Source organism: Siphonobacter sp. (assembly GCF_048595215.1).
GTDB lineage: Bacteria > Bacteroidota > Bacteroidia > Cytophagales > Spirosomataceae > Siphonobacter.
In genome coordinates this window covers 1-19,109 of record NZ_JBMDWJ010000150.1, presented here as the reverse complement: position 1 = coordinate 19,109, position 19,109 = coordinate 1, and the positions used below count along the sequence as shown (strand labels likewise).

At 49.6% G+C, this 19,109-nt stretch carries 14 protein-coding genes; 6 read left to right on the top strand and 8 right to left on the bottom strand.

Features of this window, described 5'->3' with window-relative positions; genetic code table 11:
* Positions 1–39 precede the first annotated feature (39 nt).
* On the top strand, positions 40–393 hold the full coding sequence (locus tag ACOJTG_RS08700) for a four helix bundle protein (protein WP_420153457.1): 354 nt from the start codon (positions 40–42) through the stop codon (positions 391–393).
* 29 nt (positions 394–422) lie between these two features.
* The gene (proC, locus tag ACOJTG_RS08695) at positions 423–1,223 is read left to right on the top strand and encodes a pyrroline-5-carboxylate reductase (protein ID WP_420153456.1); all 801 of its coding nucleotides are present in this window, start codon (positions 423–425) and stop codon (positions 1,221–1,223) included.
* A gap of 58 nt (positions 1,224–1,281) precedes the next feature.
* On the opposite strand, the gene ACOJTG_RS08690 is transcribed toward proC, so the two are convergent.
* On the bottom strand, positions 1,282–2,316 hold the full coding sequence (locus tag ACOJTG_RS08690) for a hypothetical protein (protein ID WP_420153455.1): 1,035 nt from the start codon (positions 2,314–2,316) through the stop codon (positions 1,282–1,284).
* 13 nt (positions 2,317–2,329) lie between these two features.
* On the bottom strand, positions 2,330–2,905 hold the full coding sequence (locus ACOJTG_RS08685; RefSeq protein ID WP_420153454.1) for an RNA polymerase sigma factor: 576 nt from the start codon (positions 2,903–2,905) through the stop codon (positions 2,330–2,332).
* 180 nt (positions 2,906–3,085) lie between these two features.
* Here ACOJTG_RS08685 and ACOJTG_RS08680 point away from each other — a divergent pair, with 180 nt between their 5' ends.
* A complete protein-coding gene (locus ACOJTG_RS08680; protein ID WP_420153453.1) occupies positions 3,086–4,564 on the top strand; it encodes a tail fiber domain-containing protein in 1,479 nt (492 codons plus the stop codon).
* A 157-nt stretch (positions 4,565–4,721) separates the two neighbouring features.
* The gene (locus tag ACOJTG_RS08675) at positions 4,722–6,608 is read left to right on the top strand and encodes a mucoidy inhibitor MuiA family protein (protein WP_420153452.1); all 1,887 of its coding nucleotides are present in this window, start codon (positions 4,722–4,724) and stop codon (positions 6,606–6,608) included.
* A gap of 157 nt (positions 6,609–6,765) precedes the next feature.
* Here ACOJTG_RS08675 and ACOJTG_RS08670 read toward each other — a convergent pair whose 3' ends face one another.
* Together ACOJTG_RS08670 and ACOJTG_RS08665 are read right to left on the bottom strand one after the other, a co-directional pair.
* Entirely contained in the window at positions 6,766–8,187 is a 1,422-nt protein-coding gene (locus ACOJTG_RS08670) for a SusD/RagB family nutrient-binding outer membrane lipoprotein (protein WP_420153451.1), read from the bottom strand.
* A 13-nt stretch (positions 8,188–8,200) separates the two neighbouring features.
* Positions 8,201–11,314: a SusC/RagA family TonB-linked outer membrane protein gene (locus tag ACOJTG_RS08665; RefSeq protein WP_420153450.1), complete on the bottom strand. Its 3,114-nt coding sequence runs from the start codon at positions 11,312–11,314 to the stop codon at positions 8,201–8,203.
* Between the two features lie 310 nt (positions 11,315–11,624).
* Here ACOJTG_RS08665 and bla point away from each other — a divergent pair, with 310 nt between their 5' ends.
* Both bla and ACOJTG_RS08655 read left to right on the top strand, forming a co-directional pair.
* The gene (gene bla / locus ACOJTG_RS08660; protein ID WP_420153449.1) at positions 11,625–12,665 is read left to right on the top strand and encodes a class A beta-lactamase; all 1,041 of its coding nucleotides are present in this window, start codon (positions 11,625–11,627) and stop codon (positions 12,663–12,665) included.
* A gap of 450 nt (positions 12,666–13,115) precedes the next feature.
* The gene (locus tag ACOJTG_RS08655) at positions 13,116–13,391 is read left to right on the top strand and encodes a hypothetical protein (RefSeq protein ID WP_420153448.1); all 276 of its coding nucleotides are present in this window, start codon (positions 13,116–13,118) and stop codon (positions 13,389–13,391) included.
* 57 nt (positions 13,392–13,448) lie between these two features.
* Here the strand turns inward: ACOJTG_RS08655 and ACOJTG_RS08650 are convergent, their stop codons facing one another.
* From ACOJTG_RS08650 to ACOJTG_RS08635, 4 genes are all read right to left on the bottom strand, one after another.
* Positions 13,449–15,860, bottom strand: a complete 2,412-nt coding sequence (locus tag ACOJTG_RS08650) for a TonB-dependent siderophore receptor (protein WP_420153447.1) — start codon at positions 15,858–15,860, stop codon at positions 13,449–13,451.
* Between the two features lie 164 nt (positions 15,861–16,024).
* Positions 16,025–17,734 carry a GMC oxidoreductase gene (locus tag ACOJTG_RS08645; RefSeq protein WP_420153446.1) on the bottom strand — a complete coding sequence of 570 codons (1,710 nt, stop codon included), beginning with the start codon at positions 17,732–17,734 and terminating at the stop codon, positions 16,025–16,027.
* A gap of 75 nt (positions 17,735–17,809) precedes the next feature.
* Complete coding sequence (locus ACOJTG_RS08640) at positions 17,810–18,382, bottom strand: gluconate 2-dehydrogenase subunit 3 family protein (protein ID WP_420153445.1); 573 nt, start codon at positions 18,380–18,382, stop codon at positions 17,810–17,812.
* A 542-nt stretch (positions 18,383–18,924) separates the two neighbouring features.
* On the bottom strand, positions 18,925–19,109 hold a 185-nt coding region (locus tag ACOJTG_RS08635), incomplete at its 5' end, for a hypothetical protein (RefSeq protein ID WP_420153444.1).

Sequence of the window (19,109 nt, the reverse complement as noted above, 5' to 3'; positions counted from 1 at the left end):
GGACTGGGTATATTTACTCAAATTTAGCCTGCTTCTTGTATGAAAGAGAAAGTCGCTAACCAAAAATCTTATGCTTTTGCTCTGCGTATCATCAAACTGTATTCTTTTCTCAGGGACGAGCAGAAAGAATACGTCCTTTCAAAGCAGGTACTGAGAAGTGGTACGGCCATTGGTGCTCTTATTCGCGAAGCTGAACAGGCTGAAAGTAGACCCGATTTTATTCATAAGCTGGCCATTGCTAATAAGGAGGCTAGTGAGACGCATTACTGGCTTTCCCTGCTTAGGGACAGTAAATTACTGGAAGATCGCTTGGCAAATTCCTTTTTAATAGATTGCGAAGAGATTCAAAAGCTTCTCATTGCCAGTATCAAAACCTCCAAAATGAAACGATAACGTCTTTCATCTATCATCTTTCCTCTGTTATGAAGCTTGCCATTATTGGGTGTGGGAATATGGGAATGGCTTTTGCCAAATCCTTTATTCAGTACGATCTGGTTCAAAAAGAAAACCTGTTTCTGATCGAGAAATCGGCCGAACGCGGCGAGGCACTCCGGGCTGAGCGGACGGGGGTCGTTGTGGATACCATTGGACCTCGAATCAGTGAAGCCGATCTGATTATTCTGGCGGTAAAACCCCAGGATTTTGCGGGCGTACACGCGGAATTGAAAACCGTTATCCGGTACAATCAGGTGGTCCTGAGTATTATGGCGGGCGTATCCATTCAGAAAATTCAGACCGTGCTCGATCACCCGCTGGTGGTACGGGCCATGCCCAATACCCCGGCTATGCTGGGCATGGGAATGACGGCTTTTGCGGCGGCGAAAGAAGTCGATATTCAGAATTTACGCCGGGTCGAAAACCTCATCAATGCCACGGGACGTTCGGTATTTCTGGAGGATGAAAGTCTGTTGGATGCCGTTACCGCCGTCAGTGGCTCCGGACCCGCGTACTTTTTCTATCTGGTAAAGGCGATGATTGAAGCCGGAAAGCAAATGGGTTTCCCCGAAAGTCTGTCGGCACAACTCGTCAAACAAACCATGTTAGGCTCGTATCATCTGATTCAGACAGCCGATAAAAGTCTCGATGAGCTGATCAAAGCCGTAGCCTCCAAAGGCGGTACAACCGAAGCGGCCCTGAAAACGTTCGAAGAAAATCATCTGGCCGAATCGCTGATTGCGGGTTTACACGCCGCCCAGAAACGCTCCACGGAACTGTCGAAGTAAGCGAAGTTACGAAACATACATCCCTGTTCTCCTTTACCGGAACAGGGATTTTTTATGCTCAAAGGGAAAGTTTCAGCGTGAAAGGTACTGAGCCCTGGGCTGTAAAAGCCGCCTGCCAGCGAGGACCTTGCTGCAACCAGAGCAGTACTTCCCGGCGGGAAACCCGACCCGGATTCTTCAGGAATCGTACGCGGCTAATCGAACCATTTTTTCGGAAGCTGATTTCCAGTAGAGCTCCCTGCAGGCGTTGCTGGCTCTTTTCGAGCAGATACGCTTGCACCGTTTCCATACCGCCCTGGGGTTGCGGCGGTACGGTAGGAACTTCGGTTACTACAACCGAATCACGCGTCCGGGCGGCGTAATCAGCTTCGGTTTCCAGTTCCAGTTCTCCCGTAATTTCCGATCTTTTTAGCCGGGCTACCGAACCCGTTTCACGCGAGGGTGCCGCCTTTTTGCGGGCCATTACGGTCGGCTGGTTGGCGGTTGCTTTGAGCTGACCGGTACCCGAAAGCAGCGTATCGGTAGGGGGGACTACCCGGGCTCGCGTAGGTTCAATCATCATACGGCTAGCCATGATGGGTTGTTCATCGAGCGTAGCCGGAGGAATCGTCAGCGTATCGGGAGAAGACTCAGGCGTCTGCTGTGCTCGGAATTTGGATTGAGCCTTTGCCCTTAGTTCTGTTTTTACTTTCGCCTGAAGGGCAATAGCCGGTTGCTCCGTTTTCAATGTATCCGCCAGGGCGGGCGAGGACAGTGGAGCCAATTTGGTGGCTACGACTGGTGTCTCCGGCGATGTTTGCGGTATACTCGTGAGCAGTACGTAGGCCGTAGCCAGTACGCCGACTAAGCCAGCGGCTACGGCGACCCGACGGCCATAGATAACGGTGAAGGGCCGGGGCGAAGCAATACGGGCCGAGAGTTTTTGCGATAAATCAGTGGGTACGGGCGAGGGCATGGCCTGAAACCCCTCCAACGCATCCGCCACAAACGGATCTTCCAAAGCGGCTCGCTCAACGGCGTGCTGCTCGGCATCCGATGCCTGACCCGCCACGTAACGGCGGAGCAATTCTGCGGTGATTTGGGTTGCTGCCATGCTTGATTAGGTACTAGGAAAATCGCTCTACCTGGGCTTCCATACAAAGTTTAAGATTCCGCCGACCGTTCTGTAAATAACTCTTGACCTGATTGAGTTCGTAACCCGTTTCCTCGACAATCTGTCGGTAGCTTTTTTCTTGTAAAAAGAACAGCGATACCGTTTGTTGCTGTTCGCGATTGAGTTTTTTCAGACAATCGTCCAGTTCCTGCAAAGGCAACGGTTCTTCGGGTGCTTCTTCTACTAGATGCAAACGGTCCTCCGATTCCATACGTTCGGCGTCAACAAATTCTTTGCGGCTTCGCAATTGCATCAAGCAGTAGTTCTTGGCTACGCTATGCAGCCAGCTTTTCCAGTTACTGATCTCGTGCGTACGGGCTTTGTGTACCAGTTCTTCAAAGACCTGCATGACGGCATCTTTGGCGGCGTCTTCGCTGGAAAGGTACTTGTAACAAACGGCGTACAGCATTTCCATGTGCGGCTCGTACAACTGCCCCAGTATCCGCAAATCACCCGTTTGCCGATACTGCTCAAGCAATTCGGTTTCACTGGGGACGGCGTCGGATTTATGGAATAGTTTTAGAAACACAGCAATAGGGCGTTGGTAGCCGCTGGCAAGATAGTGGGTAACAAAGGTTAATCCTTTGAGGAACGCTTAATTTCCTGGAAGAAGGCTTCGTAAAATATTTCTTTGTGTACTCTAAAAAGGTGTATACGTCTATTCTATATTTGGACCCATTGTCCAGGGTTTGACCTAACTAACGCACCTATGAAACACCTTTTACTTACGGCGGGCCTTTTGGCTGCCACTCTTTCTTCGTACGCCCAAGTGGGTATCGGTACTTCTTCTCCCCAAGCTTTTTTTCACGTTGCACCGGGCAAAACGGTTTTATTTGGAGATGACACGGTTTCTTTAGTAAGGAAAAAACTCGTTTGGTATGCTACTAAAGGTGCTTTTCGTGCTGGCTTGGCTGGTACTGACGGCTGGCGTAATGAGAAAGTAGGAGAAAATTCTTTTGCCGGGGGAGAGTATACCGTTGCAAGTGCAAAGGGGGCTACGGCCTTCGGAACCATATCAACTGCTTCCGGACTTTCTTCGGTAGCCATGGGATTGGGTAATAGTGCAATCGGTAATTATTCAGTCGCACTGGGCTACGTTAATTACGCCCGAGGAGAATATTCCACCGCTTTGGGTAAAGATACCCAAGCCAATGGCCGTATTTCTTTGGCTGCGGGCGAGCAAGCACTAGCTACCGCTAACGGTGCGATTGCTATGGGTACTTCAGTAAAGGCTACGGATAGCTCTGCCGTAGCCATGGGTTTTGGAACGGAAGCCAGTGGTGCTTATGCTACGGCGTTAGGAGAAGTCACGATTGCTAATGGTCGAGCTGCCCTTTCTGTCGGTTCTGCTACTCTGGCATCTGGTCGAGCTTCCACTGCTTTGGGCCTTAATTCTACGGCTCTTGGCGAGGCTTCGCTCGCTGTGGGTTTTTATGCTAAAACGTTTACCCCGTATTCGATAGCTTTAGGGCGTTTCGTAACTGCTGAAGGCCAGTCTTCCGTAGCTATAGGTTCTACTGCAACTAGTCCTGGAAATTACGCATATGCCATAGGCCGGACAGTAAATGCATCCAGTGAAAGAAGTATGGCCTTAGGTAATGCTGTAGGTACGGGGCAAGGTAATAGGGGAAGCGTCATTATAGGCGATGCTTCTTCTTCAAACACTTCTAATCCGTATCTTCAAACTACTGCCCCGAACCAATTTATGACCCGTTTTGCTGGCGGCTATCAGTTGTTTACGGATGCCATTGCATCGGTAGGCGTACAAGTTCTTCCGAATGGCAATGCCTGGCAAACCATCTCAGATTCGACCCGTAAGGAAAACTTCCGTGCGGCCGATGGTGCTTCGTTCCTGAAAAAAATCAGTCAGATGCGACTCGGTTCCTGGAACTACAAAGGTCAGGATGCCAAGCAGTACCGTCACTACGGCCCCATGGCTCAGGATTTCTACGCGGCCTTTGGTAAGGATGACGTGGGAACGATTGGCGAAGATAAATCCATCAATCAGGCCGATTTTGATGGCGTCAACCTGATTGCGATTAAAGCACTCATCGAAGAGGTGAATCAGCTGAAAGCCGAAAATGCAAAACTTCGGGCGACTAACGAGAATCTTCAGAAAGAGACCGCTTCGCTGCAATCGGATATGGATTGGGTGAAAAAACAGCTTCGTGGCTATGCCAAGCAGTAATTGAAAGGTTTCTTGTTGAATACATAAAAAGCCCGCTGACAGCTATTCAGTGGGCTTTTTCTTTGGATCGTCAGAAAATTTAAAAGAAAAAATTTCAGTATACGTGTGGAATTGAAGTCGCTGCTGCATCCAAAGATTGAATCTTAACCCTTTCCCGATGAAGCGAACGCTGTTTTTCCTACTCTTTAGCTCCTTTGTAGCCCTAGCGGAACCTACGCCTATACCGCTGACTTCCAAACTCGAAAAAGTAACGGTTTTCCTAAACGGTGCTCAGATTCAGCGATCCGCTCAAACGGCTTTGCCCGCTGGCCGAACGGAACTGTATTTCAAAAACCTATCCCCTAAACTCGATAAGCAGAGCCTCCAGCTACGAGGGGAGGGGAATTTTACGGTGCTGTCCGTACAGGCTCAGCAGAGCTACGCCGACGAAGGCGTATCGCGGTTGGAGAAAACGAAGCAGTTTGATAAACGCCGGACCGAGATCGAAGCTAAAATTCAGTTGGAACAAAAGCTGCTGCAAGTCTATAAACAGGAAGAAACTCTTTTACTGAAGAATCAGGAATTGGGTGGGAAAGTACAAACGCTCAAAGCCAGTGAGATCAAAGAAGCGGCGGATTTCCAGCGAACTCGCCTAACGGAAGTACTAACGAAGCAACTCGAACTGGAACGTAAAATCAATCAGTATAACGACGAACTCAAGACCCTTAACAGTGAACAAACCCGCGTCAATACGGATACGGATCAGCAGGTAGGGGAAGTATGGCTTACTATTTCCAGTCCACAACCCATCGCACAAGCTCAATTTACCCTTACCTATTTTGTCGCCGACGCGGGCTGGATTCCTAGTTACGACGCTCGAGTCAATGATCTGACGAAACCCCTGCAAATGGGTTACAAAGCTCAGGTGTTTCAGTACACGGGCGAAGATTGGAAACAAATCCAGCTAAGTCTTTCCAACGCAGATCCCCGGCAACGGGCGACGCAATCTATGCTTAAGCCTTGGGTGACGGGCCAGACGAATTACTATCCTGAACTGAACTCTCCCATCAGTCAAACGTACAATCCCACGGTTACGCAGGTTTCTGGTAAAGTGACCGACGTGGCGGGAATGGCGATTGCTAACGCTTCCGTGACGTTATCGGGAACGAGTTTAGGTACGCTGACGGATGAAAATGGCTTCTATCGTTTGAGCATCCCACCGAAACTGCCGCAAAATGCAACCCAACTCTTCTTTGCTGGGATTGGCTTTCGATCCCAACGAAAACCCTTCTTCTCGGAAATACTGGATGTGCAACTGGAAGCAGACCAACAGGTTTTGAATGAAGTAGTGGTCGTAGGGCAGAGTACGCAACGTAGACAGACTGTAACGGGAGCTGTCCAATCTTTACAGGGAAAAGTAGCCGGTGTGCCCTTGGAACTGAATGAAAAAGAAGCTCCCACCAGTTTCACCTACGACATTAAAATGCCCTATACCATTCCATCGGATGGAAAAGTATACGCCGTAGAGGTGAAGCAGGTAGAATTACCGGCTCTGTACGAATACAGTGCCGTACCTAAACTCAATGCCGACGTATTCCTTACCGCTCAGATTCCCAACTGGGAACAATACGGTTTATTAAATGGTGATATTCAGTTGTTCCTGGAAGGCAATTACGTAGGAAAATCAACGCTGAATCTGGAAAATACGGGTGATACCCTTCGCTTGTCACTGGGACGCGACAAAGCGGTCCAGGTACAGCGAATCAAGAAGAAGGAATTCACGAAGAAATCCTTCCTGGGTAGTACACAGTCCGAGGAACGCCGGTACGAAATCAGCGTACGCAACACCCGTCGCCAACCCATCTCGCTGGTGGTATACGATCAGTTTCCCATTTCAAAAATGAAAGAGATTGAAATCCTCGATCGTCAGGCCAGCGGAGCCGAAGTGAATCACGAGACGGGTATTTTCCACTGGCGATGGAATCTGAAACCCGGCGAAGCCCAAAGTGCACCGTTTTCGTATACCATTCGATCGCCTAAGGCAACGGCTTCCCTTTTAGAGTAAGGCCTGACCGTAAAGCCCTTCGTTCCCCTCAGAAAAAGTATCGTTTCTTAGGAGCGGCAAAGAAGTACTCATGAAGGCCTGTAAATAGCATACGATCTTGCAATGAAAAAGGCGACCCCGTGAGGTCGCCTTTTCTGATAAAACGTAGTTCGTAGGCTTATTTATCCCACCAAAGCGGCGTAGACAAAGGTACTTCCGTTGGAACGTTGGAAGTATTTTTCGCCTGTTCACCGTTCGGGTACGCTACCCGGCGAATGAACGTAGGCAGAGCCGCATTCAGGGGTAACGTAAAGTTTTTGTATTTGTAATCGTAACGGCGGGCGTCATTCCAGGCTTCGGGATTGAGGTACGTGACTACGTACTTTTCTTTGAAAATCAGATCGAGCGTTAGATTTTGAGATCCCACGGCTACGGTAGCGTTCGATAGATACGTCTGGCTGGCGGCTGAAGCTACGCCCAGTTTATCCATGTTCGCCTGAATACCCGATAGGTACGCCGCGTAGGCCCGCGTTTTATCCCCACTTCGGAAAGCTGCTTCGGCTTCAATGAATTTGAGTTCGGCGAAGGTCGCAATCAGCAGGGGCGAAGCATCACCCGTTAGGGGCGAATTCAGCGTAATGTAGCTTTCATCCTTGATCGTGTTGGCGGCTCCAATGTTACCCTGTCCGTTGATGGTGCCCTTGTAGACGCCATTTACCGTTTTATCCGTGATCTTCTCTACGCGGGGATCGAACAAACCGTACGTCGTACCATTCAACTGATCGATGAGCTGCTCCGACAACCAGCCGTCGAGTAGCAAGTTCGCGTTATCGCGGGCTACCTGAGCCCAAGGGTTCCGGAGTTGAAAGCTGGCCATTTGAGCATCATCGGCGTTCGACGTATACGACTTTTCCACCGCAGCCAATACATCGGCGGGCTTGTAAGCACTCGTTTTAGATACTTTAGTTAGCAGGCGAGCCTTTAGGGCGTAGGCCGTTTTAATCCAGGCGGCCGTGTTGCCTTTGTGAATAAGATCGTTGGCCGCCGCCAGTTTTACGCGGGAATCGGTTTTACTCAGTTCCGTAATCCCCTCATTGACCAGATTCAGAGCAGCGGCGTAAATATCTTCCGCTTTGTCGTACTTAGGCGTAAGCGTAGTACCAGCAAACGCGTCCGAAAAAGGAGCATTCCCAAATAAATCGTGGATCAGCGTTAAGTGATAGCAAAGCATCACATCGGCGGCTCCTACGTATTCCGAAGCCCCCTGTTCCTGAGCCATTCGTTTGAGATCACTTAAATCGGCCATACCGAAATAAACTGCATCCCAGGTTCCGGTGTAATCGGTTACCTGATACGTGTCCGTGGGACTGGCCGTACTAGGACTGGCCAGGTACTGCACGAAATACGAAGTGATTCCGCCCACCCGCTGGGAGTTCAGGCCCGTTTTCTGCGTTGCCGTCGAAAGCAGGGAGGCCAGCGGTGGATTGGAAATCAGGTTGGGGTTATCGTTTAAGTCAAAGTAATCCTTACAACCCGAAAGCGTCGTTAAGCCCAGGGTGGTCAGTGCTAAAAGGGTATATCGTTTCAAAGTGCTTTTCATGTCCATCAAATCATTAAAAACCTACATTCAGAGAAAACAGGAAACTACGCACGGCTGGGTAGCTAAAGCCCGAAAAGCCGTCTACGTTGCTACCGCTGTTGGTGGTCGAAGCCTCGGGATCAAAGCCCGTGTACTTGGTCCACAGCCACAGGTTATTGCCCGTTACGCTGAGGCGGGCGTTCTTCACGATGGACGATTTAATCCAGGAATAAGGAATGGAATACGATAAACTCGCCGAACGCAGACGTACCCAGGAAGCATCCTCGATGAACAGCTCTGAAACGCCCCGGTGGACATTCCGGTAGAAGCCATTCCCGTAGTTAAAGCCATCCGGACCAACGCCCTGACCGAGCCAAACGGCTTTGGTATTGGGTGTGCCATTAGCCAAAACCCCCTCGAATACCTTGGTATCGTTGCGATCTTCGGTGTATTTGGCGATGCCAAACGCCGAGAAGAAGTTGCCCATTTGGTTATAGCGATCCTGACCGACGCGAGCATCGAAGAGGGCCGTAAACGTGAAGTTGCCGTAACGCAGCGTGTTGTTCAAACCGCCCAGCCATTTGGGTTGTGTATTTCCCAGCAGCTTCTGAGCCGTACCAATCACCGGGAAGCCATTGGCTCCAATTACAATGGGCCGATCCCGATCCAGTACCGCTGGTTGTTCTTCTCCAGTGGTGGGGTAGTACCGCTGGTAGGCTCTTCCGTAGAGGTTACCGTAGGCTAGGCCGGGAACGAGTTTCATCGTTACAGTTGAGTTCGCGTAACCGAATTCGGAAGCGTAACTGATTTCAGTCAAATCCTGCCGAATGCTTTCAATCTTGTTCCGGTTAGCCGAGAAATTCAGGTTGATGTCCCAGTTGAACTTGCTGGTCTTGATGGGCGTAGCCCGTAAAATCAATTCAACGCCCCGATTCCGCATTTCTCCGGAGTTAATAGCCGCCCGTACATAACCCGTACCGGAAGAGACATTCACTTGAATAATCTGATCTTTGCTCAGCGAGTTATAATACGTGAAATCCAGTCCCAGGCGGTTATTGAGGAAGCCCAGTTCCAGACCCGCTTCATAGGTATCGGTAAATTCCGGACGCAGGTTCGGGTTGCCCAGCAAAGCCCCACGCGTGAAGCCCGTTAGGCCCGAAGGCAGGCTTTGGTAGGAAGAATAACCCGTAGCAGTCGAATACGGAGCGGCGTCTTTCCCAATCTTAGCGTACGAGGCCCGGAGTTTACCCATGCTCAGTACCTCGGGTAGTTTAATGTGTTGGGAGAACACGTAACCCAAGCTGGCCGAAGGATAGAAAAACGAGTTGTTGGGTGATTGCAGGGAAGACGTCATGTCATTCCGGCCCGTCAGGGTCAAAAACAGGTAATCCTTGTAATCGAACGTTAATTCCCCGAAAAGACCCATCAGGCGGTAATCTTCGGCCGATTGCACCGGAACGATGGTTTTAGCATTCCGCAAATCAAAGTAATCGTAAACGGTCAGCTCCGTACCTTCCGCTCCAAAGCTGCGAATGCGACGGTCGTACAAATCGTGTCCTAGGCGGAGTGTCGTATTCAGGTCGCCAAATTTGTGGGTAGCACTGGCGGCAAACGTAGACGTAATGGCCCGGAAATTGGTATGGTACTGATAAACAAAGCCCAGGTCATTATCTCCGGAAATGTATTCACCCGCAATGCCTTTGGGTCCCGGAGCCGTTTGGAGCCGGTCTTCCGAATAGGTATCCAAACCAGCCCGGTACGTAAACGTCAGCCAGGAAAGGGGGGCATACATGAAATTTACCCCGCCAATGAGACGATTGACGTTGTCCCGGAATTTATTCGTCATCGCGTTATACATCGGGTTGGCATTATCACCTGAGTAAGCCTTCATGGTTCCGTCGGGCGTCAGATAATCGCGGACGTCGTAGCGGGGTGACCAGTAACTCAAGGTTTCGTTGTACCGACCGGCATTGTAGCGATCGCCCCCGGAATTGATGAAATTCAGGTTCACACCCGTCGTGAACTTATCGCTGAATTTGATATTGCTATTGAGTCGTAGCGAAAGCTTTTCGTAGTTGGTGAAGGGAATAACGCCCTGCTGATTCAGGTGCGAGATCGAGGAAAGGAAGTTGATTTTGTCCGTACCGCCCGAAAACGAAAGGTTATTCTGAAACTGTTGACCCGTGCGGTACGCATCCTTAAAGTGATTGTAGAGCTTAGCCGGATGCGTTGGATCAATTTTCCGGGCTTCCTCAACCGTCGGTCCCCAGGAGGGCCAGAAGCTGTTCGGATCGTACTGACCCTGCCAGCCAATGGTGTACTTATCCTGTACGTCCGGGTATTTATTTACATTTTCAAAACCGTAGGTGCCGCTGTAGTTGGCCCGTAGAGATCCGGCTTTGCCTGATTTCGTTGTAATGACGACCACGCCATTGGCCCCACGTAAGCCGTACAAAGCCGTGGCCGCTCCCCCTTTCAGGATGTTGATCGTTTCAATGTCCTCGGGGTTCACATCGGCGGCCCGGTTGCTCATGCCACGACCCGCGGCATCATTTCCCAGCGTAGAGGTGGAGTTGTCCAGCAGGACCCCATCAATCACGAACAAAGGTTGATTATCCCGACTGACGTCAATGGAGTTAATCCCGCGAATCAAAATACGAGCCCCCTGACCGGGTGCACCGCCCGTACTCGAAATCGTAACCCCGGCCACTTTTCCCTGTAACGCATTCACGAGGTTAGGCTGGTGGTTCTGGACCAGTTCCTCCGAACCGACGCCCTGAGCAGCGTAGCCTAACGCCTTCTTATCCCGGCTAATACCCAAAGCGGTGACAACGACTTCATTAAACTGTTTGTTGTCGGCTTTCAACGTCACGTCTACGGTGCTACGGCCGTTGGCGTCAACTTCCTGATTTACGTAACCGATGTAACTAAAAACCAGTACCGTACGCCCGGCGGTAAGATTGATACTATATTCCCCATTAGCATTGGTGACGGTACCACTGGAAGTACCCTTTAGGGAAACATTGACACCCGGCAGTGGCGTGTTATCGCCCTCTACGGTGACTTTTCCACGAATTTGCTGAGCGAACGCCAGCGAACCCGAGAACAGGAAAAGCGTAAGAATGGAAAATAGTAAGCGTTTGTGCATAAAAGGTTTAATTGGTTAAAAAGCAGAGCTAAAGATCCAGCGGTGGCGGGTTGAGAAGTAGCAGCGTTCACCCATGAGCGTTAGGCTGCCACGATCCGCTTCCCTCTTTAATCGGCTTCATGGAATGAAGATAAAGGAGTTAAATGTTTGAAATGAACATTATTCTGGGAAAAGCATCAAAGTAAAAATATTATTTTGACATTTGGGAAAGATGTACGTAAACTATTCAAGTGATTTTATTTTATGTAGGAAAAATGCTAGGTTCGACGTTTAATCATAAACTGATACTCGTTCAGGCGTTCTCGTTCGTATGAAAATGATCTTTTCCGGCTTTCCTTCCCTAAGGCTTATTTGTAGTTTCATTCTTTTGCCGCTACTGGTTTCGGCACAATCTTCGTTAAAAACGAGCGACCTCGCCACGCAGCGTTTACAACAGGAACTTGAACGTATGGCCAGGCTGGCCAAAGGCAAAGTAGGGGTCTGTGCCTTGCACCTGGAAAGTGGGCAAGAGATTCGGATGAACGCCACCGATCGCTTTCCGATGGCGAGTACGATGAAGGTGGCCGTGGCCGTAGAATTACTCCGCAAGATCGAAAAAGGAGAACTTTCGTATTTGACCATGACGGAGCTAAAGCCCTCGGATCTGCATCCCGGAAGTGGTACGCTAGAGACGCTGTTTGCCAAACCGGGCGTTCACCTTTCGCTTCAGAACTTGATGGAGTTGATGATGGTCATCAGTGATAACTCGGCCACGGATGTACTCATTCGCCTGGCGGGTGGAACCGGGGCCGTACAACATCGCTTGAAGACGTTAGGCATTGAGGGTATGTCCGTAGACCGTACCATCATCCAGCTCATTGCCGATTGGGAAGGCGTAACGCTGCCGGATACGAGTCAGTGGAAAAATCCTGGTTTTTACACCAACCTGGAAGAGCGATTAACACCGGAGGTACGGAAAACGGCCCAGGCAACGTTTGATAAAGATCCCCGGGATACCTCTACTCCGCAAGCGATGGTTCAGTTACTCACCCAAATTTATCAGGCGAAAGCCGTATCCGCTGCTAGTCGGGATACGCTGCTGGCGATCATGGAACGTTGCCGGGGCGGACAGGGTCGTTTGAAGGGGTATTTGACTCCTGAAACGGTAGTGGCTCATAAAACGGGTACGATGGGTGCATCGGCTACCGATGATGTGGGAATCATTACTCTACCCGGCAATGCGGGTCATATCGTCATTGCCGTTATGGTAGGAGCTTCGCTGGCACCTTCCGAGCTTCGGGAACAAACCATTGCTCAGATCAGTCGAAGTGTATACGATTATTTTCTGTATCACCCGGCCGCGTCTAAATAGGCCTCTGTTTTTCCACTACTTCATACGCATTGAACTGCTTGGGTACGCTGACGGGTTTGCCGAGCGTGCTCAAGCAGTCCCAAGCGTAACAGAATTGATCTCCATCACTAGATAAAGGCTCTACGAAAGAAATATAATGAGAGCGAAGGCAACGGTAACAAACCTGAACAAGGGAGAATGACTTGCCATATGCAGCAGATCGATAGCGTTATTAAATTGTACCCAGTAGGGGATAGGGGCGTATACTAAATTACGTTGATGGTAACCAAGGCAGGTCTTTTCGAAGATTTATGCTCCTCATAGACTTTGTCGACGCAGGGGATACATCAGTTTGAAGAATGTTGATTACCTGGGGATATGTACTGTTTTTTATAGTATTACTTTACCAAGGTAGGGCTTGGCGACTTAGTGAAAAGAGATTATCTTTGGATGCTTTACCGCTTTTCCACTATGCTTGCTGCCGCCCTTATCTTTCTTGTACTCGTTACCTATGCAGGTGTATTACTAACCATTCGGCGGCGAACCGCCCACGATTGGGCTTGCCCTAAGTGTCATCGGACGGCCCACTTGGAACGTCTGAGTCGACCCGATTGGATGAAAAAATTAGCCGGTTTTCTACCGCTAAAATATGTACGTTGCCGATTCTGTCAGCATACCTTTTTTCTGCCGCTGACGGTGAAAAATCCCCTTTCCAATAGCGTATCAGATGATGATATACTCGATTAAAGCATTAACTAAAAAAGCCCCCGCAACGAATGGCGGAGGCTTTCAGTAGAGGGTAGGCTAGAACTTGTAACCAAAGTTCAGTCGGAAATTCCGGGGAAATTCGTAGATGTACGTATAGTAGCCCGTTCGGGGGTTAGCCGGAGCACTGCCGGAGGTAAACATCCGTTTGTCCGCCAGATTATTCACTAACAAAGAAACATTTATTTTTCGGGCCTGGTAGGAGACACCCGCATCGAGACGGAAAAAGTCCGGGAAGTTTGATTCCTTCAAACCGGCTCCAGCAAAACGTTCCCCTTGGTACTGATAACCGCCCGAGAAGCCCAGTCCCCGCAGGGCCGAACGCTCGCTCTTGATCCGGTACGTCAGCCAGCCGTTGGTAATGTGTTTGGCCGTTCCGGTTAGATAGGTTCCTTTGCGATTGTTAGCGGGGTTTGCGGTCTCATCTTTCGTTACCTTCGGATCCGTATAGGCATAGTTCAGGGTGGCATTCAGGCCGGGAACAATTTCACCGGTCAAGTCAAACTCAACACCTTTAGAGACAATTTGTCCCAGTTGTACCTGCCAGTTTTGGGGGTTGTTGATACCGAAACGAGGGTCAGGCGTCAACACATTACTTTTCGTAATCTGATAGATCGTAAAGGTAGAGTTCCACTTGCCACCCAGCCAGTCTTTCTTAATACCGAATTCCGTATTATTACCATAGACCGGCTTGAAGACGTTTCCATCGAAATCGGCTCCCGCCTGGGGCAGATAGCTCTGATCATATAACCCATAAATACTCATTTCACGGTTGACGGAGTAGCTAAAGCCAAAACGCGGGGTTACGACGTTATTTTTGATATCCGTAGCTTTTGTTTTACCTACCGTCCGGGACTGCGTATACCGAGCAGCCACGGTCAGGCGTAATTTGTCCTGAAACAAATGCACCTCATCCTGTAGGTAAATCCCCGAATACGTCAAGTTGGTCGCGTAGATGTTCGAACCCGAACGTTCCCGGATACTGTGGGAACGATCAAACTGAGGAATATTCGCCAGCGGAATACCGTACGTAGGATTGTAAATGTTAAAATTGGCGTTGCCCGCCAGTTGGAGGTCGCCGAGCATCGTGGTACTGAAATCTCCCCACGTTTTCAGGTTACCCATGTCAATCCCACCCAGAATGCGGTGCAAGACGGAGCCCGTTCGCTCTTCACCCTGTAAGGTAAGCTGACCCGTTTTGTTAATAGCCAGCTCATCACCGATGTTGTAATTCCGCCGCATGTTGCCCACACTATCGATAGACGTTACCCATACGGTACCGCCCCCACCGAGGGAATAGTTGAAGTACGCAATTTGAGCGTTTAGCTTCCAACGGTCGTTGATGCGATGCGAGAAGTACAAAAAGGCATTGTGATCTTGAATGATTCGGGGATTAAGAGACGGATCGCCCAGGAAGAATTCCGGACCAACCTCACCAAAGCCTTTTTTTGAGAACGTGTAATTACCCAGAGCTAACGCTTCAACGTGCTGGTGAGTATATTCGGCCGTAATGACGGTGTTGGAATCGATCTGGTAGCTGATGACCGGAGCAATGATATAGCGGTCGTTGTAATTGAACTTGTTGTAGGTATCCCGCGTCTGGTAGGCCGTATTTAGGCGATAGAGCAGTTTGCCGTCTTTGGAAAGTTTGCCGTCGAGGTCAATGGCCGCCCGTACCGTGTTGTAACTTCCCGTGGTGAAGGAAACGGAGCTTTGATTCGTACCCGTTGGTTTTTTCGTGACTACGTTGTACATCCCGCCCGGTTCGCCATTGGCCATCATGAAACCGGCGGGACCTTTCACAAACTCAATGCGTTCGACCGTCGACATGTCGTCGGCTAGCGGGCCCCAGGGCATTTTTACGTTCATGCCGTTACGAAACGCCGGAATGGACGTCCCCCGCATTGAAATATTGGCGTACTGATTGTCCCAGTGACCGGAACGGATGGCTCCGCTGACGTTACGCGTAACGCCATCAACCATGTCAAACACCTGTTGGTCGGCCAGGAGTTCTTTCGTGATGACTTTGATATTTTGAGGTACTTCCAGTAACGGAGTCTGTAAACGAAGGGAAGGCGAAACCTTATCCGCTTTAAAACGATTACGGCTGGCCGCTACGACAACTTCCTGTAATTGAGCCAGGTCTTCAATGAGGGAGAAATCAACGATAATACTTGCCTTCGCTTGCAGATCAATGGTTTTATCCTGGGTTTTCAAACCCACGGCCGATACGACGATGATGTGCGTACCCGGACTTACTTTGGTCATTCGGTACTCGCCGAATTCATCCGTTAAAGAGCCGTGCGTAGTTCCCCGGATGCCTACCGAAACGCCTTCGGCAGGTTTACCATCTTTGGTCGTGATGCGGCCACGAATAGCGCCCGTGTGCTGAGCATACAGGGAAGAAATCGCAAAAAGGGAAAAAAGAAAGAAGAGTCGAAGTGCTCTCATAATTTGGAATTTTTCTAAATAGCCTGCAAAACAAAGGCGGACTCCGTTGAATTCCAAATATTTTTTAATGAATCTAAATAAAAATAATTTACGAATACGGACTAAAAACAAAAAGCGTAGAAGAGGATCTTCTACGCTTTTTACGAATATACCTTAGAGAAAGATTACAAATTCTTCTTCTTGAGTTCCTTCACGGCAAAGTCAACCGCCCGGGCCGTAAAGGCCATATACGTCAGGGAAGGGTTTTGGCAACCTGCTGAAGCCATGAAGGCTCCATCCGTAACAAATACGTTTTTCGCGTCCCACACTTGGTTATTACCATTCAGAACGCTCGTTTTAGGATCACGTCCCATGCGGGCGGTACCCATTTCGTGAATAGCCATACCCAAATACGAGCCGTTATCGAACGTTCGAATATTCTTCACGCCCGCGGCTTCGAGCATTTCGGCCGCGTCGTTCATCATATCTTTCCGCATTTTCTTCTCGTTTTCGCGTAAATCGGCATCGAACACAACCGTAGGTAGACCCCATTTGTCCTTTTTGGTTTTATCCAGGAACATCCGGTTTTCGTAAGCGGGTAGCGTTTCACCAAAGCCGCCCAGGTTCATGCTCCAAGGACCGGGTTTGGTTGCTTTTTCTTTCAGCTCAGCTCCAAAACCCATCTCAGCTACGAGGCCATTCCAGCCCTGACGGCTACCGCCGCCCTGATAACCGAAGCCACGAACGTAATCCCGTTTGTCGTTACCGATGTTACGGTAACGGGGAATGTAGATACCATTCGCCCGGCGACCGAAGTAATATTTATCGTCCAGACCTTCCACCATACCACTGGCTCCGGTACGGAAGTGGTGATCCATCAGGTTATGACCTAACTGACCCGAATCGTTACCAAAACCATTGGGGAAACGATCTGAGGTTGAATTCAGTAACAGAGCAGTCGTACCAATGGCTCCACCGCACACGAAGATCACTTTGGCGAAAAACTCCATCACTTCGTTCGTCTCAGAATCCACGATACGAACGCCTTTGGCTTTTTTGGCGGCCGGATCATAGATGAGTTCAGACGCGATACTATTGGGGCGAATCGTCAGTCGCTTCGTAGCCATCGCCGCGGGGATGGTAGCTGAAGGGCTACTGAAGTAACCACCGTAGGGGCAACCCAGCGAACAAAGATTCCGGTACTGACAGGGACCCCGACCTACTTTCTGCTGAGCGGGACCAGCCTGGGTCAGGTTAGCCACCCGACCAATCGTCATAACCCGGTTCGGGAATTTACCTTCAATGCCTTTCTTAACGGCCTGCTCGGCACAGTTCATTTGCATGGGCGGCAGAAACTCGCCATCGGGCAATTGAGCGAGTCCATCTTTACTGCCCGATACGCCGACGAATTTCTCCACGTAGCTGTACCAGGGGGCAATCTCTGCGTAACGAACCGGCCAGTCCGTACCGATGCCTTCTTTCAAGTTGGCTTCAAAGTCCAAATCCGAAAGGCGATAGCTTTGGCGACCCCACATAATCGATTTACCACCGACAATGTTGGGGCGGTACCAGTCAAAACGCTTGAGCTCACTGTAGGGAGCATCCGAGTCGTTGAACCAGTAGGTTTTATTGGCTTCACCGTAGGGGTAATCACGGCTCAGGAAGGGGTGGCTTGCCCGCTCTTCATTGGTAATGCGGCCGCGGTGCGTAAGCTCCCAGGGTTTCTTTAGTGCGTTTTCGTAATCAACGACGTGTTCGAATTTACGGCCACGTTCCAGTACCAGCGTTTTCAGGCCTTTCTCGGTCAACTCTTTGGCAGCCCAGCCGCCGGAGATTCCCGAACCGATCACGATGGCATCATACGTATTTTGTTCGTTTGCTCGAAGAATATTCATTTCCTTAAGAATTCAATGTTTGAGGGGGCCATAGCCCGGTAACAAAAGGGGAATAAGCACCGTTGGGGGCATCTCCTAGGTAGCCCAGGCTTTTTGGCCTGGTTTCAACGGCGTACAACCTTCATAACGGCCCGGTACATATTCATAGCTCAGGGCCTGCGTTGCTCCGATTTCTGAAGTAAAATAGCCAAACATAGAGAGCTCCTTAATCGTAAACCAGAAGGGGGCCTCTTTTACCCCTGCTTTACGGTCCGCGTAGGCATTCGCTTCTTCCAGCTTGAGAATATTCGTTTTCTGCTCGAGTGAAGCATCCTTAAACGATTTTCCGTAAACAGCCTTGGTTTCGCGGTCTACCCGAGCCAAGCCATTTTGCAGGCGTTCCTGGTATTCCTTCGGGTAACAATCCGAAACCAGTACGTTCAGGAAAGGGCCTACCCCGGCCGCCTTGGCTCCGGGTGAGTCTGCCGTCGTTGGAATAATCACGTCAGCAATTTCAGCGATGAGATCTTCGGTAGGCTGGTCAAAGACCAGTGTAGCGGATGTCGTAGGGAGAGCCCGGCGACCCTCTACGATGTCGGCTAACGCTGGGGTTACCAGCAAACCTCCCATCATAACCCCTACCATTTGTAATGCTTCTCTGCGTTTCATGCGGAAAGTAAGCGTGTTAAGTACGTAAAACGTTAGATCATTCAGAGCCCACTAGCAAGAGGCTGAATAAGCAGGGAAAATTACAAAAATACCATGGATAGACAAAATTTAGGGGTGGAAAATAGGGCTTAAAATTTCCTAAATTCAGGGGTTTCTTAGCCATTCATGCCAGCGGCAAGGTTATGCTCAGGAGCGTGGAAAAAGGGGAGTAGGCCGTACTCATCTTCGTTTAAAAGAGAGGAATTCAACGAAAACAAGGCTAGAAAAATGCTCAGGGGAAAATACGTAGGCGTAAGATTCAGGAATTTGCCCGTAGTACTTCGCCGAATTTTACGGGTGTGTTTGGCAAAAGGGCACAAAAAAAAAGCACCCGCTGTCCGCCAACAGCGAGTGCTTAAGGATCCTTGGGTACTCTTTGTATACATGTTTACACTGTGAAAATAAACGAAAAGATTGAATGGACAAGCGATTCGGCTAGGCCTAGTGAAGAGTCCGTTGATTTAAGGGAGCGGAAGTATATACAAAATTACTCTCAATCTTATCTAAAGAGAAAATCCACTTAAACGAGTAAAAATCCTTTTCCAGAGCAATATTTTAAGTTTTAGAGGAGGGTTTTCAGGGTAAAAGTCCAATTTTTCGGTTAATGGTTCCGGGAAGTCAGCTACGTTAAGTGATAAAAGGGGCCCTAAATTTAGGGGGATTTTTATACCCGATTTTGAGGGATAAA

Coding starts and splice junctions, on each gene's coding strand:
- ACOJTG_RS08650 (WP_420153447.1), bottom strand. CDS start 15,860: ATGAGAGCACTTCGACTCTTCTTTCTTTTTTCCCTTTTTGCGATTTCT.
- proC (WP_420153456.1), top strand. CDS start 423: ATGAAGCTTGCCATTATTGGGTGTGGGAATATGGGAATGGCTTTTGCC.
- ACOJTG_RS08640 (WP_420153445.1), bottom strand. CDS start 18,382: ATGAAACGCAGAGAAGCATTACAAATGGTAGGGGTTATGATGGGAGGT.
- ACOJTG_RS08655 (WP_420153448.1), top strand. CDS start 13,116: ATGCTTGCTGCCGCCCTTATCTTTCTTGTACTCGTTACCTATGCAGGT.
- ACOJTG_RS08670 (WP_420153451.1), bottom strand. CDS start 8,187: ATGAAAAGCACTTTGAAACGATATACCCTTTTAGCACTGACCACCCTG.
- ACOJTG_RS08675 (WP_420153452.1), top strand. CDS start 4,722: ATGAAGCGAACGCTGTTTTTCCTACTCTTTAGCTCCTTTGTAGCCCTA.
- ACOJTG_RS08700 (WP_420153457.1), top strand. CDS start 40: ATGAAAGAGAAAGTCGCTAACCAAAAATCTTATGCTTTTGCTCTGCGT.
- ACOJTG_RS08690 (WP_420153455.1), bottom strand. CDS start 2,316: ATGGCAGCAACCCAAATCACCGCAGAATTGCTCCGCCGTTACGTGGCG.
- ACOJTG_RS08665 (WP_420153450.1), bottom strand. CDS start 11,314: ATGCACAAACGCTTACTATTTTCCATTCTTACGCTTTTCCTGTTCTCG.
- ACOJTG_RS08645 (WP_420153446.1), bottom strand. CDS start 17,734: ATGAATATTCTTCGAGCAAACGAACAAAATACGTATGATGCCATCGTG.
- bla (WP_420153449.1), top strand. CDS start 11,625: ATGAAAATGATCTTTTCCGGCTTTCCTTCCCTAAGGCTTATTTGTAGT.
- ACOJTG_RS08680 (WP_420153453.1), top strand. CDS start 3,086: ATGAAACACCTTTTACTTACGGCGGGCCTTTTGGCTGCCACTCTTTCT.